This is a genomic window from Noviherbaspirillum galbum, from assembly GCF_010974945.1.
GTDB lineage: Bacteria > Pseudomonadota > Gammaproteobacteria > Burkholderiales > Burkholderiaceae_D > Noviherbaspirillum > Noviherbaspirillum galbum.
Genome location: NZ_JAAIVB010000037.1, coordinates 70,945 through 88,610, shown reverse-complemented (window position 1 = coordinate 88,610; position 17,666 = coordinate 70,945). Strand labels below are relative to the sequence as shown.

Sequence of the window (17,666 nt, the reverse complement as noted above, 5' to 3'; positions counted from 1 at the left end):
GTTTTTATCGTCGAAATGAAAACCACAGAGGTCACAACAGGCACCGGACTTTCCGGAACCGTTTGTGACCTCTGTGGCGTGGTTTAGTTTAAGTGCCTGGGCAATGAAGCCGGAATTCAGGACGCATTCGCCTGCCCCGGCCGGACACCATCAACTTAGTGTAAAGACTTATGCAGCCCTTGTAAATCGTAGACGTGGATCTCGTCGAGATGGCGCATGCCCTCGACCGCGGCTTCCGCGCCGGCGATGGTGGTGTAAGTCGTGGCGCGGGCCAGCAGCGCCGAGGTGCGGATGGCGCGCGAGTCGTGGATCGCGGTGCGCTTTTCCTCGACGGTGTTGATGACCAGAACGATTTCATTGTTCTTGATCATGTCGACCACGTGCGGACGTCCTTCCACCACCTTGTTGACGGGGGTGACGGGAATGCCCGCCGCGCTGATGGCGGCCGCCGTACCCTTGGTCGCGACCAGCGAGAAGCCGAGTCCGGCGAGATCGCGCGCCACCTGCACCGCGCGCGGCTTGTCGCTGTTCTTGACGCTCAGGAAGACCTTGCCCGACTTGGGCAGGCGCACGCCGGCGCCGAGCTGCGACTTCACGAAGGCTTCGCCGAAGGTCTTGCCCACGCCCATGACTTCCCCGGTGGACTTCATTTCCGGGCCGAGGATGGTATCCACGCCAGGGAATTTGTTGAAGGGGAAGACGGCTTCCTTGACGCTGTAGTACTCGGGCACGACTTCATGCGCGACGCCCTGGCTGTCGAGCGACTGGCCGACCATGCAGCGCGCCGCGATCTTGGCAAGCTGCAGGCCGGTGGCCTTCGACACGTAGGGCACGGTGCGCGAGGCGCGCGGATTCACTTCCAGCACATAGACCACGTCCTGCATCTGGCCGTCGACTTCTTTTTGCTGGATGGCGAACTGCACGTTCATCAGGCCGATCACGTTCAGGCCCTTGGCCATCAGCGAGGTCTGGCGCTTGAGTTCGGCGATGGTTTCCTGAGACAGCGAATACGGCGGCAGCGAGCAGGCCGAGTCGCCGGAGTGCACGCCGGCCTGTTCGATGTGTTCCATCACGCCGCCGATGAAGGTGCGGTTGCCGTCGGAGAGGCAGTCGACGTCGACTTCGATGGCGTCGTTGAGGAAGCGGTCGAGGAGCACCGGGGAATCGTTGGAGACCTTCACCGCTTCGCGCATGTAGCGCTCGAGGTCGCGCTGCTCGTGCACGATTTCCATCGCGCGGCCGCCGAGCACGTAGGACGGGCGGACCACCAGCGGATAGCCGATTTCCTGCGCCAGGCGCAGTGCTTCCTCCTCGGTGCGCGCGGTGCGGTTCGGCGGCTGGCGCAGGTTGAGGTCTTGCAGCAGCTTCTGGAAGCGCTCGCGGTCTTCGGCGGCGTCGATCATGTCGGGCGAGGTGCCGACGATGGGCACGCCGTTGGCTTCGAGGTCGAGCGCCAGCTTCAGCGGCGTTTGGCCGCCGTACTGCACGATCACGCCGTAGGGCTTTTCCTTGTCGACGATTTCCAGCACATCTTCCAGCGTGAGCGGCTCGAAGTACAGGCGGTCGGAGGTGTCGTAGTCGGTCGAGACGGTCTCGGGATTGCAGTTGACCATGATGGTCTCGTAGCCATCCTCGCGCATCGCCAGCGCGGCGTGCACGCAGCAGTAGTCGAACTCGATGCCCTGGCCGATGCGGTTGGGACCGCCGCCGAGCACCATGATCTTCTTGCTGGAGGTCGGCTGCGACTCGCACTCTTCGTCATAGGTCGAGTACATGTAGGCCGTCTTCGTGGCGAATTCGGCGGCGCAGGTATCGACGCGCTTGTAGACCGGACGCACGTTGAGCTCGCGGCGGCGCTCGCGGACCGCCTTGTCGGTGGTCTTCAGCAGCTTGGCGAGGCGGCGGTCGGCGAAGCCCTTCTGCTTCAGCTTGAACAGCGTGGCCTTGTCGAGCGATTCGAGGGTCTGCTTTTCCAGCCAGAGCTCGATGTCGACGATTTCCTTGATCTGCACCAGGAACCAGGGGTCGATGTGCGTGAGCTGGTGCACTTCTTCCAGCGAGAAGCCCTGTGCGAAAGCGTCGCCCACGTACCAGATGCGCTCCGGGCCGGGTTCGCCGAGTTCTTCCTCGATGGTCTCGCGGTCCTTGGTCTTTTCGTTCATGCCGTCGACGCCGACTTCGAGGCCGCGCAGCGCCTTCTGGAAGGATTCCTGGAAGGTGCGGCCGATGGCCATGACCTCGCCCACCGATTTCATCTGGGTGGTGAGGTGGCTGTCGGCGGTCGGGAATTTCTCGAACGCGAAGCGCGGCACCTTGGTGACCACGTAGTCGATGCTGGGCTCGAAGGACGCCGGGGTCGCGCCGCCGGTGATTTCGTTGCGCAGCTCGTCGAGCGTGAAGCCCACCGCCAGCTTGGCCGCGACCTTGGCGATCGGGAAGCCGGTGGCCTTGGAAGCCAGCGCGGAGGAACGCGACACGCGCGGGTTCATCTCGATGACGATCATGCGGCCATCCTTGGGATTGACCGAGAACTGCACGTTGGAGCCGCCGGTGTCGACGCCGATCTCGCGCAGGACCGCCAGCGAGGCGTTGCGCATGATCTGGTATTCCTTGTCCGTCAGGGTCTGCGCCGGGGCGACGGTGATCGAGTCGCCGGTGTGCACGCCCATGGGATCGAGGTTTTCGATCGAGCAGACGATGATGCAGTTGTCCTTCTTGTCGCGGACAACTTCCATCTCGTACTCTTTCCAGCCGATGAGCGATTCTTCGATGAGCAGCTCGTTGGTAGGCGAGGCTTCGAGGCCGCGCTTGCAGATGGTTTCGAATTCTTCGGGGTTGTAGGCGATGCCGCCGCCGCTGCCGCCCATGGTGAACGAGGGACGGATGATGACCGGGAAGCCGATGGCCTTCTGTGCCGTCCAGGCTTCGTCCATGCTATGGGCGATGCCGGAACGCGCCGAGCCGAGGCCGATCTTGGTCATGGCGTCCTTGAACTTCAGACGGTCCTCGGCCTTGTCGATGGCTTCCGGCGTGGCGCCGATGAGTTCGCAGCCGTACTTCTTCAGCACGCCGTTGCGGTGCAGGTCGAGCGCGCAGTTGAGCGCGGTCTGGCCGCCCATGGTCGGCAGGATGGCGTCCGGCTTTTCCTTGTCGATGATGCGTTCCACCACCTGCCAGGTGATGGGCTCGATGTAGGTCACGTCGGCCATTTCGGGGTCGGTCATGATGGTCGCCGGATTGCTGTTGACCAGGATGACGCGGTAGCCTTCCTCGCGTAGGGCCTTGCAGGCCTGGGCGCCGGAATAGTCGAATTCGCAGGCCTGGCCGATGATGATCGGGCCTGCGCCGATGATGAGGATGCTCTTGATGTCTGTGCGCTTAGGCATGTTTGCGTTTCTCCGTCTTCGCCTTGGACATGAGCCCGATAAAGCGATCAAACAAGGGGGCGATGTCCATGGGGCCGGGCGAGGCTTCCGGGTGGCCCTGGAAGCAGAAGGCCGGGCGGTCGGTGCGCTCGAAGCCTTGCAGGGAACCGTCGAACAAGGACACGTGCGTGACGCGGCAGTTCGACGGCAGGGTTGCCGGATCGACCGCGAAGCCGTGGTTCTGGGAAGTGATCATGACCTGCTTGGTGTCGAGGTCCTGCACCGGGTGGTTCGCGCCGTGGTGGCCGAACTTCATCTTCATGGTCTTCGCGCCGGAGGCCAGTCCCATGATCTGGTGGCCGAGGCAGATGCCGAAGGTCGGCAGGCCTTTCTCTATCAGTTCCCTCGTGGCCTGGATGGCGTAGTCGCAGGGCTCCGGGTCGCCGGGGCCGTTGGACAGGAAGATGCCGTCCGGATTGAGCGCGAGCGCGTCGGCGGCGCTGGATTGCGCCGGCAGCACCGTCACCTTGCAGCCGCGCTCGGCCAGCATGCGCAGGATGTTGTACTTGACGCCGTAGTCGAAGGCGACCACGTGGTATTGCGGCTTCTCCTGCTTGCCGTAGCCCTTGCCAAGCTTCCACTCGGTCTCGGTCCAGACGTAGGATTCCTTGGCCGACACCACCTTGGCGAGGTCCATGCCTGCCAGGCCGGGGAATGACTTGGCCAGCGCCAGGGCCTTTTCGGCGTCGGTTTCGCCCGCCAGGATGGCGCCGTTCTGCGCGCCCTTTTCGCGCAGGATGCGGGTCAGCTTGCGGGTGTCGATGCCGGCGATGCCCACCACGTTTTCCGCCTTGAGGTAGTCGGACAACGTTTGGGTGGAACGGAAATTGGAAGTGATCAGCGGCAGGTCCTTGATGATCAGGCCGGCGGCGTGGATGCGACTGGCTTCGACGTCTTCGCGGTTGACGCCGACGTTGCCGATGTGGGGATACGTGAGGGTGACGATCTGGCGGCTGTAGCTGGGATCCGTCAGGATTTCCTGGTAGCCGGTCATGGCCGTGTTGAACACGACCTCACCGATCGTATGACCGGGAGCACCGATGGAAAAACCCTGGAAAATAGACCCGTCTGCGAGCGCAAGGATGGCCGGAACAGATTGGCCAGAAATAAATGGCAGCAAGGGTAACTCCTGAGATTGTTACCGCCGCTGCGCCGAGCCCGTTCGACCGCTGACGACACGGCGGCGCGCCGGGCATCGAGGGTCTTCAAGGGACGGTGAGAGAGTGGGTATGCGCTACGGCGGGCTGATTTAGATAAACCGCAAGATTATAGCGCGGATCACCCCCGCCTGCAAACCCGTCAGGCTACTCTGAACGCACGGAAAGGGGCTTGATGCAAAGCAACCGCGCCGCCTTCCCGGCGAAAAACCGGCGTGCCGGCCGGACGCATCAGCCGAGCGCGGCGATGCCGGCCTTGGCGATCTGCACGTCTTCGGACGACTTCACACCGGATACGCCGACCGCGCCCAGGAAATCGCCGCCGACCACGATGGGCACGCCGCCTTCCAGCATGCCTTCGAGCACCGGCGCGGTCATGAAGGAATAGCGGCCGTTGTTGATCATGTCTTCGTAGACCTTGGATTCGCGGCGGCCGAGGGCGGCGGTCTTGGCCTTGGCGGGCGCGATGCTGGCGGAAATCGGCGCGGCGCCGTCGAGGCGCTGCAGCCAGAGCAGGTTGCCGCCGTCGTCGACGATGGAAATGGTCACCGCCCAGTTGTTGGCCTTGGCTTCGGCCTCGGCGGCGGCAGCGATCTTCTTGACATCATCCAGGGTCAGGATTTGCTTCGTTTGCATGATCTCTCCTCAAAAATGGCTGGATTGTACGCGATTCGCCGCCGGCTTTCCGGGCTCACTTGCTGATACAAATTCGACTTTGACACGACCCGGCCAATCCCTTAAAGTCGGCCATTCCCAAAGGAAACAAAACGGAGCAAAGGGATGGTCAAGGCGGGCAACAAGGTGATGCGGGCGATGGTGTGCGTGGCGTGTGCCGCTGCCCTGCTCCAGCCCTTGCATGCCGAGCCGCAGCCCGACTCGCCGAAGGCCATTGCCTTGCAGCGGCTCCACGACCTGACGTCGCGCGCCTCCGACCTCGCCGTGCGCGCCATGGACATGCTGGGCATCCGCTACAAATACGGCGGCAACGGACCGGAAACCGGGCTCGATTGCAGCGGCCTGGTGCGCTACGTATTCAAGGAAGCCTGGAACCGGGACCTGCCGCGCACCTCGCGGGAAATCAGCCAGGTTGGCCAGAAGGTCGAGCTCAAGGACCTGCGCCCCGGCGACCTCGTGTTCTACAACACGCTGCGGCGCAGCTTTTCCCACGTCGGCATTTATCTCGGCGACAACAAGTTCATCCACTCGCCCTCGGCCGGCGGCGAAGTCCGCATCGAGAGCATGGACGTGAGTTACTGGCGCAACCGCTTCAACGGCGCCCGCCGCATCGACGACCCGGCCGGAGAATGAGGCAGCGCCCGCGGGCGCCCTACCTTCCCGGCTCCCCTGCCGCCTTCCTCCGCCTTACTGCATCCGCCTTGCATTCAGCTTCCGCTTGATGTCCGCCATCAGGGTCGCGGTCGCCTGCTCGCCCGCCAGGATGGCAGTATTGCGGCCCGGGAAATCACTCCCTTTCATCGTTCCCAGCCGCGGCTGGATGACCACGTCTGCCTCGCGCAGCTCGTAGTAATTGATGCTCTGGCCCATGATCGCGAAGGTCTGCAGCAGCACTTCCAGCGAGCTGTTGGACGGCTGGGCATCGGGCTGCGAGGAAATGTTGACGGCGATGACGAAATCCGCGCCCATCTCGCGCGCGAAGCGCACCGGCACCGGCGACACAAGACCGCCATCGACATACGAGCGGTCGCCGATCTTCACCGGCTGGAACACGCTCGGCACCGCCGACGACGCCCTCACCGCGGTGCCGGTATTCCCGCGCCGGAACAGGATGGGATGGCCGTTGTTCAGGTCGGTCGCCACCGCGCCGAAGGGAATCTTCAGGCGCTCGATGGGAATGTCATGCACGGCCCGGTTGACATAGTTCTGCAATGCCTCGCCCTTCAGCACGCCGGTCGCCTTGGCGAACAGCGGCACCGACCAGTCGGAGATTGTCGCCTCATCCATTTCCAGCGCCATCTTCTGCAAGGCGAAGCCATCGTTTCCGGCGGCGTACAGGGCGCCGACCAGACTGCCGGCACTGGTGCCGACCACGATGTCGGGAACGATGCCCTGCGCCTCGAGCGCCTTGATCACGCCGATGTGGGCGAATCCGCGCGCCGCGCCGCCGCCGAGCGCCAGTCCGATCCGCACCGGACGCGCCGGCCGGGCGGACGGCGTCTGGCTGGCTGCCTGGGTCGATGCCTGGCCTGGCGTCTGGCTTGGCGGAGTGGAACGGCTGGTGACCACCGGAGCGGCGCATCCGCCAAGCACGGCGGCGGTCAGGAGAAGAATGGCGGCGATTCGTGGAGCACGGAACATGAGGGCAATGCGTGATACGCGTCGGCAAGGACAGGACCCGCATTGTAGCGGAATGCCCGCCATCCCGAACTCGTCCGGCAGGCTGCGCTAGGCGGCGGCGGCCCGCATGCCGGAATCGATGACCAGCCTTGCCGGGAAGGTAACGGTGAAGGTGCTGCCCTTGTCGGGGACCGATTCGATCGAGAGCACCGCGTCATGCCGCAGCAGCACGTGCTTGACGATCGCCAGGCCGAGTCCCGTGCCCTGGGTTTCGCGCGAGCGGCCCTTGTCCACGCGGTAGAACCTTTCTGTCAGGCGGGCGATGTGCTCGGGGCGGATGCCGATGCCGGTGTCGCGCACCAGGAACTGCGGCGCGCCCTCGTGCAGGCGCCAGACGATGTCTATGCGGCCATGCTCCGGCGTATAGCGCACCGCGTTCGATACCAGGTTGCCGAAGGCGCTGCGCAGCTCGTCGATGCCGCCCTGGATGTCCGGCCCTTCCACCGAAAGGCTGATCGCATGCCGGCCGGACGACAGGGCCTCGGCTTCCTGCCGGATCTGCTCGAGCAGGCTGGCGACCGGCACATGCTCGGGCCGCAGCGGATATTCGACCGACTCCAGCCGGGTCAGGGTCAGCATGTCTTCCACCAGGTTCTGCATGCGCTTGCCCTGCTCCGCCATCAGCCTGAGGTGGGACAAGCGGGTCTGCACGTCGAGGTTGGGTTGGGCGCCGGCGATTTCCAGGAAACCGTTGATGACCGTAAGCGGCGTGCGCAATTCATGCGAGGCATTGGCGATGAAGTCGCGACGCATCATCTCGATGCGTTCCGATTCGGTCGCGTCGTGCGTCACCAGGATCTGCCGTCGGTTCTCGAAGGGAATGATCTGCACGATGAGCTTGCGGTCGCGCAGGTTGAGCGTGAGCGGCTGCTCGTAGCGCCCGAGGATGATGTAGTCCATGAAGATCGGGCTGCGGATCAGGTTGGTGATGCGCATGCCCTTGTCGCGTCCGAGTTCGAGCCCGAGGTGCTGCTCGGCGGCGGTGTTGCACCACTCCAGGAAGAGCACGTCGTCCATGATGACCACGCCGTCCGGCAGCAGGCTCATCGCCTGCCGGAAGCGGGCCAGCCATTCGGTGAGCTCGGCCTGGTGTTTTTCATCCTGCCGGCGCAGGCGGTAGAGCCGCGAGAAAATGTCTGCCCACGCGCCCCATCCATCGGGCAGCCGCGCGCTGGCCGGGTCCTCGAGCCAGCTCGACAGCAGGTAGAGGTATTGCAGCTGCACGAACAGCAGGACCATCATGGCGGCGACGCCGGCGGCCAGCGCGGGCAGGAGGCCGAAGGCATACCAGACACCGCCGATTCCCGCCAGGAGCAAGGCAAGGCGGATGGCGGCCGGCACCCAGAAGACGAGACGTGGACTCATGGACGATGAAAGAAAAGACCGGACGTGCCGGCGATGCCGCCGGTCATTTTTCCGACAGCATGTATCCTACACTACGCACCGTCCTGATCAGAGACTCGCCTTCCTTCAGCGCCTTGCGCAGGCGCAGCACGTGCACGTCGACGGTTCTTTCCTCGATGGCGACGTGGTCGCCCCAGACCTTGTCGAGCAGCTGGCTGCGCGAGAATACCCGTTCCGGGTTCGCCATGAAGAACTTCAGCAGCTTGTATTCGGCGTGCCCGATTTCTATCTTCTGGCCGTGCAGCGACACAGAGCAGCTGTTGGGATCGAGCGTGACAGGGCCGACGTTCAGTTCTTCCTGCGCATGTTCCGGGCTCTTGCGGCGCAGCAGCGCGCGCACGCGGGCGGTCAGCTCGCGCGGCGAGAACGGCTTGGTGACGTAGTCGTCGGCGCCATTGTCGAGGCCGGCGATCTTGTCTTCCTCCATGCTCTTGGCGGTCAGCATGATGACGGGCAGCTCCTGGAACTGCCGGTCGCCGCGGATGCGCGACAACAGGCGCAGGCCGCTCTGGTCGGGCAGCATCCAGTCGAGCAGGACGAGCTGCGGTATGCGGCGCTGCAGCTGCTCCCAGGCTTCAGCGGTCGAGCCGACGGCCTGCGGCTGCCAGCCGGCCTCCTTCAGCGTGAAGGAAACGAGTTCGACGATGGCAGGCTCGTCTTCGACGATCAGGATGCTGGTCTTGTCTACGGGCATGTGCGCGTCTCGGTCTAGGATGCCTTCTGGGTCTGGACGTAATCGGTGTGGCGGATGTCGCGTCCCTCGACCACGTAGATCACGTACTCCGCGATGTTCTTCGCATGGTCGCCGATGCGCTCGATCGCCTTGGCAACCCATAGTGTATCCAAAGCGGTCGAGATCGTACGCGGATCTTCCATCATGAAGGTGATCATGGCGCGCAACACCGCGCCGAACTCGTGGTCGATGACCGCATCCTGGCCGATGATGCGCACCGCCTGCTTGTGGTCCAGGCGGGCGAAGGCATCGAGCGCGTCATGCAGAAGCTCGGCGCTGGTGTTGGCCATGAGGCGGATCGACTCGTAGTGGTTCAGCACGCCGACCAGGCCGCGCTCGTGCAGCGCCTTGGCGGTGCGGGCGATCTTGGTCGACTCGTCGCCCACCCGCTCGAGGTCGGTAATGACCTTCAGCGTGGCAATGACCATGCGCAGGTCGTTGGCCGCAGGCTGGCGTTTCACGATCAGGTGGCTGCAGGCATCGTCGAGCGCCACCTCGAGGCGGTTGACGCTTTCATCGTTCTTAATCACCTCGTCGCATCGCGCGGCATTGCCGCCGCGGAAGCATTCGATGGCGGCGTTGAACTGGCTTTCGACCAGGCCGCCCATGCTCAGCACCTTGGAGCGGATCGCTTCCAGGTCGAGGTCGTATTGCTTGGAAGAGTGGTCGCCGGGCATGACGTTTCCTTTCAATGACGTTCAGGCAATCAGCCGAATCGGCCGGTGATGTAATCCTGGGTCTGCTTCCTCACCGGGTTCATGAAGATCTGGTCGGTCTCGCCGAATTCGACGAGCTCGCCCAGGTACATGTAGGCGGTGTAGTCGGAGCAGCGGGCCGCCTGCTGCATGTTGTGCGTCACGATGGCGATGGTGTATTCCTCCTTCAGTTCGGCGATCAGCTCCTCGATCTTGGCGGTAGAGATCGGGTCCAGGGCGGAGGTCGGCTCGTCGAGCAGCAGCACTTCCGGCTTGACCGCGACGCCGCGCGCGATGCACAGGCGCTGCTGCTGTCCGCCCGACAGGCTCAGGCCGCTCTTGTTCAGCTTGTCCTTGACCTCGCCCCAGAGCGCCGCCTTCTTGAGCGCCCATTCGACGCGTTCGTCCATTTCACCCTTGGACAGGTTTTCGTAGAGGCGCACGCCGAAGGCGATGTTGTCGTAGACCGACATCGGGAAAGGCGTGGGTTTCTGGAAGACCATGCCCACCTTGGCGCGCAGCATGTTGACGTCCTGGCCGGCGTCGAGGATGTTCCGGCCGTGGAACATGATCTCTCCTACGGCACGCTGCCCGGGATAGAGGTCGTACATCCGGTTGAAGGTGCGCAGCAGGGTAGACTTGCCGCAGCCCGAGGGGCCGATGAAGGCGGTGACCTTGCCTTCGAGGATGTCGAGGTTGATGTTCTTCAAGCCCTGGAAGCTGCCGTAGTAGAAGTCGAGCTTCGAGATGGCCAGCGTCACCTTGTTCGCATCGACGCCGGCGGCGTTGCCGCTGGCCATGGCCGGATTGCCGGTAGCGAGGATAGTCATGTCAGTTGGGAACCTTTTGGCTGAACAGGGTGCGCGAGAGGATGTTGAGGCCGAGCACGCTGAAGGTGATCAGCAGCGCGCCGCCCCAGGCCAGCGCGCGCCAGTTGTCGTAGGGGCTCATGGCGAACTGGTAGATCACCACGGGCAGGTTGGCGAGCGGCTTGTTCATGTCCGCGTTGAAGAACTGGTTATTGAGCGCGGTGAAAAGCAGCGGCGCGGTCTCGCCCGAGATGCGCGCCACCGCGAGCAGCACGCCGGTCACCACGCCGGCCTTGACCGCGCGCAGCCTCACCATCAGCGCCACCTTCCAGCGCGGCGCGCCCAGCGAAAAGGCCGCCTCGCGCAGGCTGCTCGGCACCAGCTTGAGCATGTTGTCGGTGGTGCGCACGATCACCGGCACCGCGATCAGCGAGATGGCGAAGGTACCGGCCCAGCCGGAAAAATGCTTCACGTTGGCGACGTAGACGGCATAGACGAACAGGCCGATCACGATCGAGGGCGCGGACAGCATGATGTCGGTCACGAAGCGCGTGACCTGCGCCAGCCAGCTTTCCTCGCCGTACTCGGCGAGATAGATGCCGGCGAGGATGCCGACCGGCGTGCTGATCGCGGTCGCGGCGCCGACCATCATCAGGCTGCCGACGATGGCGTTCAGCAGCCCGCCGCCATCGCTGCCGGGCGCGGGCGTGGTATCGCGGAACATCGCCAGGCTGATCGCGTCGACGCCCTTGATCAGCAGCGTGAACAGGATCCACAGCAGGAAGAACAGGCCGACCGCCATCGCCGCCACCGAGAGGGCGATGCCGATGCGGTGCGACCAGAGCCGCCTGCGGTAAACCGGATTCATGGGAGGATTCAACATTGGGTCGCTAGTCACGGTTGTCTCGCCTGGTTCAGGACTTGGTGCCTTCCTTGCGCGCGAGGCCCATCAGCATGAGCTTGGCGGCGGAGAGCACGAGGAAGGTGATGACGAACAGGATCAGGCCGAGCGCGAACAGCGAGGACACGTGCAGCGTCGACTCCGCCTCGGCAAACTCATTGGCGAGCGTCGAGGCGATGCTGTTGCCCGGCGCGAACAGCGACCAGGAAAGCGCGTGCGCATTGCCGATGACGAAGGTCACCGCCATGGTCTCGCCGAGGGCGCGTCCCAGTCCTAGCATCACGCCGCCGACCACGCCGTTCTTGGTGTAGGGCAGCACGATCTTGCGCACCACTTCCCAGCGCGTGCAGCCGAGGCCGTAGGCGGATTCCTTGAGCACGGCGGGAACGATCTCGAACACGTCGCGCATCACGGACGAAATGAAGGGCACGATCATCACCGCCAGTATGATGCCGGCCGTCAGGATGCCGATGCCCATCATCGGCCCGGAGAACAGCGCGCCGACCACGGGCAGCTTCCCGATGGTGTTGTGCAGCGCCGGCTGGGCGTAGTCCGCGAACAGCGGCGCGAAGACGAACAGCCCCCACATGCCGTAGATGATGCTCGGCACGCCGGCCAGCAGTTCGACCGCGGTGCCGAGCGGACGGCGCAGGCGCGCGGGGCAGATCTCGGTCAGGAACAGTGCGATGCCGAAGCTGAGCGGAAAGGCGATGAGCAGCGCGACGAAGGAAGTGGCAAGCGTGCCGACGATGGCGATCAGGGCGCCATACTGGTCGTTCACCGGATCCCATTCGATGGTGGTCACGAACGAGGGGCCGAACTCGCGCAGCGCGGGGAAGGCGCCGATGATCAGCGACACGATGATGCCGGCCAGCACCGCCAGCACGCTGAGGGCGAACAGCTGCGTTACCCGGTGGAAGAGGAAGTCCTGCACCCGCTGGCGGCGCATGACGGCAACCATGGCCTTCTCGGCGGGCGGAAGGCCTGCGCCCGCCGTCTGGCGGGCGGCGTCAGACTGGCTTGCTGGCGTTTCCATGAAGGTGGTCCTGGTTGCCATGGCGGATATGTTCCCGATGAGTGACATGCTGTTTCGCTGCGGCGCCGCGCCTTCTCCGGCGCGCTGGCCGGAGAAGGTCGCGGCTTGGCTTTACCAGACCGCCTTGCCGGAGGCGTCCTTGATCTGCGCCTTCCAACCGTCCTGCACCAGCTTGACGACGTTCTGCGGCATCGGCACGTAGTCCAGGTCGGTGGCCATCGCGCCGCCGTTCTTGTAGGCCCAGTCGAAGAACTTGAGCACTTCCTTGCCCTTGGCCGCGTCGGCCTGGGCCTTGTGCATCAGGATGAAGGAAGCGCCGGTGATCGGCCAGCTGCTCTTGCCTGGCTGGTCGGTCAGCACCACGGCGAAGCCGGGCGTCTTGGCCCAGTCAGCGTTGGCTGCCGCGGCCTTGAAGGTTTCGTCGTCCGGCTGCACGAACTGGCCGTCCTTGTTCTTCATCTGGGTGTGGGTCATCTTGTTTTTCTTGGCGTACGCATACTCGACGTAGCCAATGGCGTTCTTGATGCGCTGCACGTTGGCGGCGACGCCTTCGTTGCCCTTGCCGCCCACGCCGACCGGCCACTTGACCGCGGTCGACGCGCCGACCTTGGCCTTGAAATCGGGGTTGGTCTTGGACAGGAAATCGGTGAAGAGGAAGGAAGTGCCGGAGCCGTCGGCACGGTGCACCACGGTGATGTCATCCGCCGGCAACTTGACGCCCGGGTTGAGGGCGGCGATTTCCGGCGCGTTCCACTTGGTGATCTTGCCGAGATAGATGTCCGCGAGGACCTGGCCGGTCAGTTTCATCTGGCCGGGCGTGACGCCATCCAGGTTCACCACCGGCACCACGCCGCCCATGATGGCCGGGAATTGCGTCAGGCCTTCGGCGTCGAGGTCCTCGGCCTTGAGCGGCATGTCGGACGCGCCGAAATCCACCGTCTTGGCCTTGATCTGCTTGATGCCGCCGCCGGAGCCGATGGACTGGTAGTTCAGGCCGTTGCCGCTGGCTTTCTTGTATTCCTCCGCCCACTTCGCATAGATCGGATAGGGAAAGGTCGCGCCGGCGCCGGTCATTTCGGCGGCCAGGGCGTTGATCGAGGTGAGGGCCGCGCCCGCCGCGAAGACCGCAACGGTGAGGAACTTGTTCATTCGCATGGTTTTCTCCACGTAATCTATCGTCGGAAAAGTGACAACGCGAACTGTAAACACGCTTTATGACGGCTTCATGACACGGCCCTGGCGACTTGTCATATTTGGCGGCGGCAGGAGATTTTCCGTCATGGAGTTGTCATGGCGGAGGCGGGACGCAAGCCCGCCTAGAGCGCCAGCGAGACCACGTGCAGCAGCAGGCCGACGAGGCCTCCGACCAGCGTGCCGTTGATGCGGATGTATTGCAGGTCCTTGCCGACATGCAGCTCGAGCTTGCGGGACATGGTGTCGGCGTCCCATTTCCGGATGACGCGCGCCACGAGGTCGGCGATTGCCTCGCGTCGGGCAACGATGGTCTCTGTGGCGGTGATGCGTATCCACTGGTTCAGCTTGCTCTGCACCTGGCGGTCGCCCAGCAGGTCCTTGCTGAAGGAACGGAACACGCCATCCAGCTTGGCGACCATCTGCGAATCCGGCGACGTTGCATCCTGCACCAGGCGCTGCCTGACGCCATGCCAGATGTCCAAGGTGTAGTTCCTGAACAGGGGGTGGGCCAGCACGTCGCGCACCACCGCGCCGATCTTTTCCTCGTAAACAGGCGAGGTGCGCAGCTGTTCGATCAGGCTTGCCGTTGCCTTTTCAAAACGCATCCGCCATTCGCTATCTTCTTCCCGCATCTCATTCAAGGTGCTCTGGACGGCATTGAGCAGGCGCTCGTACACTTTCTCGTCGACCATCTTGGGCATCCACTTCGGGCTGTTCTCGTGGATCTTCCAGCGGATGTACGGCTTGTTGTGCTCGAACGCGCTGGCGGCCATGTCGATCAGGTAATTGAACAGCGCCTGGTGATGACGGGCGGCGGCAAGGGTGGAGACGAGTTCGGCGAACACCGGCGCGAACTGCATCTTGTCGATGGTCGACTGCATCTGGCCATGCATGAATTTCTGGACGTCATCGTCCTCCACCACCTTGAGCAGGGCTGGCAGGCTGCGCACGATCTGCCGGGAGATGGCGCGGCTGTTCTCCGGCTCGACCAGCCACGCCGCAGCCGCGCCGGCGAAGTCGATGGGCCGCAGTTCCTCCCGGATGATTTCCTGGGTCATGAAATTGTGCTCCAGGAAATCCGACAGGCTGTCGCCGATGCGGTCCTTGTTCTTCGGAATGATGGCGGTGTGCGGGATGGGCAAGCCGAGCGGCGAGCGGAACAAGGCCGTGACCGCGAACCAGTCGGCCAGTGCGCCCACCATGGCCGCCTCGGCGAAGGCGGCGACGAAGCCGAGGGCGGGATGACGCGCCTGCATGCTGCGGGAAACCAGGAAAAGGATGCTCATGACGACAAGCAGGCCGGTCGCGAGGGCGCGCGTCTTTTTCAGCTGGGCAACCTGTTCCTGTTCTGTCATCGGCAATCGCAAGGCATGAATTGATCTAGCGTTTCGAGCCTGACCGGGGAAGATGGTTCGTTTCCGACAACAATGCCATGCTGCCGATCATTGCATGCCAGCCAATGAACGTCTTGCAATCTCCGGCATCCAAGCGGTTCATGCCTTTCCGGATCCCTGCCATGCGCCCAGCCTTTCCCGCCGTCACTTCGCTCAACCCCTTCCTCGTCTGGTTCCGCCTGTGGTTCCAGACCGCCGAGATGCTGGCGGCATCGGCACAGGTGATCGGCCACCGCACGACCCGCATGATGAGCGCGGGGCCGCTTCCCAGCGCGCGCGACCAGCGGGAATTCACGAAGATGGGCCAGGAGAAGGTCGACGCCGTGATGGAATCCGCGATGGCGGCCTCCACCCGCTACCTGCTTGCCAACCAGCAGCTCGTTGCCGGCTTCTGGCAGCAGGCTATGACCGGCATGACCAGCATGATGACGGCGGCTGCATCGCCGGCCCGCATGATGCAATTGCCCGGGCAGGCTTACCGGCACGCCGGCGCCCTGTCGAACCAGATGATTGGCGCGATGGCCCATGTCGGCCAGCATGGCTTGAAGCCGATACACCGGCGCGCCACGGGCAACGCCCGGCGCCTCATCAAGCTCAACCCGGTCGGCGGCGCGCCCCTCGGGAAGAAACGGGGAAAGTGATCCTGGAAGGCGGTTTAGCCGGCCGCCTTGCCGCCCTGCTCCTTCAGCAGGCGGCGCGCATGCGCGATGCTTTCGGCTGTGGACTGCGCGACGTCGCTGTCGGCCGGCGCCACGCGCATGAGCTTTTCCCAGACCGCGATCGCCCTGGCGAAGTCCTTGCGCTCGAAGGCGGCGCTGCCTGACAGCGCCAATGCCTTGAGGTTGCCGGGGTCGAGCGCGATCGCCTTGTCGATCAGGCGCTCCGGCTCGCCCAGCAAGGTACGCCCCTGCGCCATGGCCAGCGTGTCGGCGTAGTCGGCGTAGACGCGCGCATCGTTCGGCACGCGCTTGACGAGTTCGGCGTAGGCCTCGCTCGCCTCGCGGTGACGGCCCATGACGTTGTAGGAGCGCACCAGCATCTGCCAACCCTCCACGTTGTCCGGATTGGCCTTGAGCCGCTCGGCGAGTCCCGCCACCATGGCTTCGACTTCGCTCGATGCAGGCGCGTGGCGTTCGTCCTGCACCGGCACGAGTGCCATGGGCGTACCGGCCAGCACGTAGAGCGCCGCCGCCAGGACCGGCACCGCGATGCCGACGACGATGCCGGCCCATCTCGATGCCGATGCCTTGCCGGACAGGGTTGCGGGCGGCGTTCCGGATTCTTCGAGGACGCGCCGCTGCAATTCCTCGCGCGCGGCGGCATGCGACGCCGGGTCGAGGCGGCCGGCCTGCAGGTCGAGGTCCAGGTCGCGCGAATGCGCGCGCAGGACGGCGAGGTTGAGCTGCCCCCGCATTTCACCCCCCGCCTCGCCTCCCTCGACCGTCGTCCTCGTCCTCTGCCTGAACAGGGGCGGCAGCAGCAGCCCGAGGGTCAGGACCAGCAGCAGCAAGGCGCACGCCAGGAATGGAATCATGACCGCGCTCCATCAAGTTGGTCGCTTCGCAAATCGCTTTCCAGCAGGGCCGCGGCGCGCTTCATGTCGGCGGCCGACGCCCGCTCGGGGGAATCTTCCCCGGCCGCTGCACGCCGCCTCACGACGCGCAGCAGGACGAACAGCCCGCAGGCCAGCAGCAGGAAGGGGCCTGCCCACAACAGCATCGTTGCGGCGCGCAGGGGCGGACGGTACAGCACGAAGTCGCCGTAGCGCTCGACCAGGTAATCGACGACCTGGCGTTCCGACATGCCTGACGCCAGCTTTTCGCGGACCTGCTTCTTGAGATCGATCGCCAGGTCGGCGTGGGAATCCGCGAGGGTCTGGTTCTGGCAGACGAGGCAACGCAACTCTGAGGACAGGGCGGCGACGCGCTTCTCGAGGACGGGATCGTCGGACGGAAGGTCCGGGCCCGCCGCGCCGGCGCCGCTGGACGCGGCGGCGAGCAGCGCGAAGCAGATCCCGCACAGCATCGTGGCGAACTTAGGCATTCTTGAGTTCCTCGATCAGGGGCAGCAGCTTGCCGCGGATGGTGTCGTCGGTCAGCGGGCCGGTGAATTTCATGCGGATCACGCCTTTCTTGTCGATGACGAAGGTTTCGGGCACGCCGTACACGCCATAGTCGATGCCGACCCTGCCCTCCTTGTCGAACGCCGACACCAGGTAGGGATTGCCCTGCTCTTCCAGCCATTTCATGCCTTCCTCGCGGGTATCCTTGTAGTTCAGCCCCAGCACAGGGATGGCATTCGTCCTGGCGAATTTCAGCAGGGCGGGATGTTCCACCCGGCAGGAGGAACACCACGACGCCCAGACGTTGAGCATCCACACCTGGCCGGCCATGTCGGCGGCAGAGATAGTCTTGCCGGCGGCATGCAGCTGTTCGAGACGGAAGGCGGGCGCCGGCTTGCCGATGAAGGGCGAAGGAATCTCGCGGGGGTTCAGGCGCAGGCCGACGGCCAGCAGCAGCAACAGGCCGAGGAATACGCCGAGCGGCAGCAGAAAACGTTTCAT

General features: G+C 64.4%; 17 protein-coding genes. 2 read left to right on the top strand and 15 right to left on the bottom strand.

Annotated features, from left to right (window positions below; genetic code table 11):
* Window positions 1–155: 155 nt before the first annotated feature.
* The 3 genes from carB to G3574_RS10945 form a co-directional block, all read right to left on the bottom strand.
* Window positions 156–3,386, bottom strand: coding sequence for a carbamoyl-phosphate synthase large subunit (gene carB, locus G3574_RS10955; protein WP_163962966.1), 3,231 nt, complete (start codon window positions 3,384–3,386; stop codon window positions 156–158).
* Window positions 3,379–4,545 (bottom strand): glutamine-hydrolyzing carbamoyl-phosphate synthase small subunit, encoded by a 1,167-nt coding sequence (gene carA, locus G3574_RS10950; protein WP_163962964.1) that lies wholly within the window; start codon window positions 4,543–4,545, stop codon window positions 3,379–3,381. Before carA ends, carB begins: the two co-directional genes overlap by 8 nt.
* A gap of 268 nt (window positions 4,546–4,813) precedes the next feature.
* On the bottom strand, window positions 4,814–5,218 hold the full coding sequence (locus G3574_RS10945) for a GlcG/HbpS family heme-binding protein (protein ID WP_163962962.1): 405 nt from the start codon (window positions 5,216–5,218) through the stop codon (window positions 4,814–4,816).
* Window positions 5,219–5,395: 177 nt separating this feature from the next.
* Here G3574_RS10945 and G3574_RS10940 point away from each other — a divergent pair, with 177 nt between their 5' ends.
* Complete coding sequence (locus G3574_RS10940; protein WP_407941667.1) at window positions 5,396–5,890, top strand: C40 family peptidase; 495 nt, start codon at window positions 5,396–5,398, stop codon at window positions 5,888–5,890.
* A 54-nt stretch (window positions 5,891–5,944) separates the two neighbouring features.
* On the opposite strand, the gene G3574_RS10935 is transcribed toward G3574_RS10940, so the two are convergent.
* The 9 genes from G3574_RS10935 to G3574_RS10895 all read right to left on the bottom strand — a co-directional run bounded on the left by G3574_RS10935 (window position 5,945) and on the right by G3574_RS10895 (window position 15,064).
* Entirely contained in the window at window positions 5,945–6,898 is a 954-nt protein-coding gene (locus G3574_RS10935) for a patatin-like phospholipase family protein (protein ID WP_163962960.1), read from the bottom strand.
* Between the two features lie 87 nt (window positions 6,899–6,985).
* Entirely contained in the window at window positions 6,986–8,302 is a 1,317-nt protein-coding gene (phoR, locus tag G3574_RS10930) for a phosphate regulon sensor histidine kinase PhoR (RefSeq protein ID WP_163962959.1), read from the bottom strand.
* A 43-nt stretch (window positions 8,303–8,345) separates the two neighbouring features.
* Entirely contained in the window at window positions 8,346–9,035 is a 690-nt protein-coding gene (phoB, locus tag G3574_RS10925) for a phosphate regulon transcriptional regulator PhoB (protein ID WP_163962958.1), read from the bottom strand.
* A 14-nt stretch (window positions 9,036–9,049) separates the two neighbouring features.
* The gene (gene phoU / locus G3574_RS10920; protein WP_163962957.1) at window positions 9,050–9,751 is read right to left on the bottom strand and encodes a phosphate signaling complex protein PhoU; all 702 of its coding nucleotides are present in this window, start codon (window positions 9,749–9,751) and stop codon (window positions 9,050–9,052) included.
* A 29-nt stretch (window positions 9,752–9,780) separates the two neighbouring features.
* Window positions 9,781–10,569 (bottom strand): phosphate ABC transporter ATP-binding protein PstB, encoded by a 789-nt coding sequence (pstB, locus tag G3574_RS10915; RefSeq protein ID WP_163963361.1) that lies wholly within the window; start codon window positions 10,567–10,569, stop codon window positions 9,781–9,783.
* Window positions 10,570–10,600: 31 nt separating this feature from the next.
* Window positions 10,601–11,446, bottom strand: a complete 846-nt coding sequence (gene pstA / locus G3574_RS10910; protein WP_235953298.1) for a phosphate ABC transporter permease PstA — start codon at window positions 11,444–11,446, stop codon at window positions 10,601–10,603.
* A gap of 46 nt (window positions 11,447–11,492) precedes the next feature.
* Window positions 11,493–12,440, bottom strand: coding sequence for a phosphate ABC transporter permease subunit PstC (gene pstC / locus G3574_RS10905; RefSeq protein WP_235953318.1), 948 nt, complete (start codon window positions 12,438–12,440; stop codon window positions 11,493–11,495).
* A gap of 186 nt (window positions 12,441–12,626) precedes the next feature.
* Window positions 12,627–13,670: a phosphate ABC transporter substrate-binding protein PstS gene (pstS, locus tag G3574_RS10900; RefSeq protein ID WP_163962956.1), complete on the bottom strand. Its 1,044-nt coding sequence runs from the start codon at window positions 13,668–13,670 to the stop codon at window positions 12,627–12,629.
* 161 nt (window positions 13,671–13,831) lie between these two features.
* The gene (locus G3574_RS10895; RefSeq protein WP_163962955.1) at window positions 13,832–15,064 is read right to left on the bottom strand and encodes a DUF445 domain-containing protein; all 1,233 of its coding nucleotides are present in this window, start codon (window positions 15,062–15,064) and stop codon (window positions 13,832–13,834) included.
* A 161-nt stretch (window positions 15,065–15,225) separates the two neighbouring features.
* Here G3574_RS10895 and G3574_RS10890 point away from each other — a divergent pair, with 161 nt between their 5' ends.
* Window positions 15,226–15,744, top strand: a complete 519-nt coding sequence (locus G3574_RS10890; RefSeq protein ID WP_163962954.1) for a polyhydroxyalkanoate granule-associated phasin — start codon at window positions 15,226–15,228, stop codon at window positions 15,742–15,744.
* 14 nt (window positions 15,745–15,758) lie between these two features.
* Here the strand turns inward: G3574_RS10890 and ccmI are convergent, their stop codons facing one another.
* Genes ccmI through G3574_RS10875 form a run of 3 tightly spaced genes read right to left on the bottom strand, consistent with a single transcriptional unit; the run spans window position 15,759 to window position 17,666 of the window.
* Window positions 15,759–16,637: a c-type cytochrome biogenesis protein CcmI gene (gene ccmI / locus G3574_RS10885; RefSeq protein WP_163962952.1), complete on the bottom strand. Its 879-nt coding sequence runs from the start codon at window positions 16,635–16,637 to the stop codon at window positions 15,759–15,761.
* Window positions 16,634–17,146 (bottom strand): cytochrome c-type biogenesis protein, encoded by a 513-nt coding sequence (locus G3574_RS10880; protein ID WP_163962950.1) that lies wholly within the window; start codon window positions 17,144–17,146, stop codon window positions 16,634–16,636. The genes ccmI and G3574_RS10880 overlap by 4 nt, the downstream gene beginning before the upstream one ends.
* Entirely contained in the window at window positions 17,139–17,666 is a 528-nt protein-coding gene (locus G3574_RS10875) for a DsbE family thiol:disulfide interchange protein (RefSeq protein ID WP_163962948.1), read from the bottom strand. Before G3574_RS10875 ends, G3574_RS10880 begins: the two co-directional genes overlap by 8 nt.